Here is a 2364-nt window from a genome sequence, read left to right as displayed (position 1 = left end):
AGATCCTGCTTCAATTATCCGTCTTTTATCCTGAACGGATTGGCCAGCATCTGCCTTAAAGAGCATCTTCTTCTCTTAACAGGGGAACTCTTGATTTAGAGTTTACACAAACTTATTGACAGACCCGTTTGTGATTTGTTCCCATCCGAATTATTAATATGAAAATCTTGATGAAATATAGATGGCATAAACACTCTATAGTGAAAGCCAGCAAAACCATTGTTCAGAGATATTCCTATTTCTTCAGCACTTTTCTCGATTAGTAAATCATAGTTTAATGTGAATAAGTTAACCCTTTTCAACTTGATGCTCCGTGCTAATAATCTTTTCAAAAACAATTTATGCAAATGATTCTTTCTATAATCAATAGTATTAACAAACTCCTCAATAAATTTATTTTTGTATTGAACTATAAATTCATCTATCCAAATGCTAGATTCTTCTTTTTGCAGGACATTGGCACAATACATCTTAATTTCATACAATCTATCTAAAGCCACTTCAGGTTTTTCATTAACCAGTTTATTAATAAGTTCTGTGATTTGAGGCTCGTTATTAAAAACTGCATTAAGTAAATGTGTCTTACACTGTGATTCTTCTGTTTGATTAATTGCCTTTGAACCAGCATATATGGAGCAGCCGTTGCTCATTAGCACATGCAAATTTTCACTTAATAGATATTTCGATATAATTTCACTTCTAATAACCTCGGTTTTTTTGACAAGTAATTGTTCTAGGTCTTCTATACTAGCATGTTTTACGCTCGGGTATTTACCATAAAACTCTTCACCCTTATTATTAATAAGACTGGAAAAATGATAAGTAAAATCATCAATTACCTCATCATGATTTATTGGCTTCTCTTCAGTTAGCTCTAACAACTTAGAAAGCTCATCTTTTTGGAATGAAATTATATTTTCCGTTTGATTATAAATATATCTCAACATAACCCCTCCAAAAGTAATATGTATATACATTATAAGCCCCTTAACTGTAATTAAGAGGCTAGTTGTGGAGCAAAATAATCTATCCATCGTAGCTTACTTTTTTCTCTGCTGCTATCGAAAAATTAATATAATTTGTTTGGTTTCTTGCATTTTTCTTCATTGACATGAGATGACACGACCTAACAGGATTCTTCATATTTCACATTAGGTCTATCATAACACGAAATTGGTCAGATATGGAAATATAAAAACTGCCACGAAGGGCAGTTCTAATAGATCGATCCTTTATTTATTTTTATCTTTTAATCCATTAACCATTTTACTCTTATACCGCCGCGTCACCTTTGTAAATGTCACCGTTTTTATTATAAGTTACAGTAAATACCATTTCGGAGAACAATTTCTTGAACGATTGATTGTCGTTAAACTGCTTAAAGATCTCCATATTATCGGTCATTAAGTTAATAATCGCTTTGTTTAATGCCTTTTCACTCTCAATTTTAGCATTTTGCTTGTCAGAGTTTTTCATTGCATTTTGATAGTCCTTATCCTTCGCAACCATTTCAGGAATTCCAGCAATATGTTTCTTGACCTGATCCTCATCCTTCCAAGGAATGTTTCCAAATAGGTCATGAAAACTCGATAATATATTACTAAGCAAATCAAGTTCTGGTTCCGGCCTTAGGAACATGACATATAACTGTTCCCGTGGTCTTGAACGACCTGTAGAGTATCGAGGAGATGATATCGAGGAAATATCTGAGTCCTTTTAATTTTCTTTGTTTCTTCGTCTTTCTCCTCAACGATTTGTACATAGTTTTCAATGATGTTTGAAAGCTCATCTTTTTTCAAAATCTGCTTCCAAAGATAATGCGTCTTTATTCCATCGGAATTAGGAGGATTTCCAGCACCATCATTGTAGCCCTTATTAAAAGGTAAGAACCAGGACTTCTTACCATCTAACTTCGTACACATTTTAATTTCACTGTCATCCACTGCAAAGTGTACCATACATCTACCGAAATTAAAGAGGAGTTCTCGCTGATCTCGATCCGTCTTGTATTGATAAACCGCATCTTCAACATTTTGCTTGGTCAATCGATTTTTTAACTCACAATTAATTATAGGGAGTCCATTTATAAAAATAACAAAGTCAAGAGCAAGTTTTGTATTATCTCTTGCATACATAAGCTGCCGCGTGACACTGAATATATTTTTGCTTCCTCGCTACACTAAGTGGCTGAAGTCTGATTGCTAAAAATTATGTCAATACTGCCTGATAAGAATATGGATAGGGTGGTCATGACGATGTGGACTCCAATTAGCAATAAAGATAACCTGATTGCAGAGATGTTTCGAGTTGCAATGGCGCTTGAGAAACCATGGGAACTCACGCACATTGAATATGATGATCAGG

General features: G+C 34.1%; 3 protein-coding genes. All 3 read right to left on the bottom strand.

The genetic code is table 11. The annotated features are described in order from the left end of the window. Positions 1-95: 95 nt before the first annotated feature. Complete coding sequence (locus ACH6EH_RS20075) at positions 96-1034, bottom strand: hypothetical protein (RefSeq protein WP_397333579.1); 939 nt, start codon at positions 1032-1034, stop codon at positions 96-98. 238 nt (positions 1035-1272) lie between these two features. Then, on the bottom strand, positions 1273-1638 hold the full coding sequence (locus ACH6EH_RS20070) for a hypothetical protein (RefSeq protein ID WP_397333578.1): 366 nt from the start codon (positions 1636-1638) through the stop codon (positions 1273-1275). Beyond that, entirely contained in the window at positions 1629-2159 is a 531-nt protein-coding gene (locus ACH6EH_RS20065) for a type I restriction endonuclease (RefSeq protein ID WP_397333580.1), read from the bottom strand. The genes ACH6EH_RS20070 and ACH6EH_RS20065 overlap by 10 nt, the downstream gene beginning before the upstream one ends. Positions 2160-2364: the final 205 nt, after the last annotated feature.

It is taken from the genome of Paenibacillus sp. JSM ZJ436, from assembly GCF_044383795.1.
In the GTDB taxonomy this organism is placed as follows: Bacteria; Bacillota; Bacilli; order Paenibacillales; family Paenibacillaceae; genus Paenibacillus_AQ; species Paenibacillus_AQ algicola.
This window is presented reverse-complemented; position numbering and strand designations above follow the sequence as displayed.

Bases quoted from the DNA above. Each gene is read 5' to 3' on its own strand.
- ACH6EH_RS20075 (WP_397333579.1), bottom strand. From the start codon at position 1,034: ATGGATAGATTATTTTGCTCCACAACTAGCCTCTTAATTACAGTTAAG.
- ACH6EH_RS20070 (WP_397333578.1), bottom strand. From the start codon at position 1,638: ATGTTCCTAAGGCCGGAACCAGAACTTGATTTGCTTAGTAATATATTA.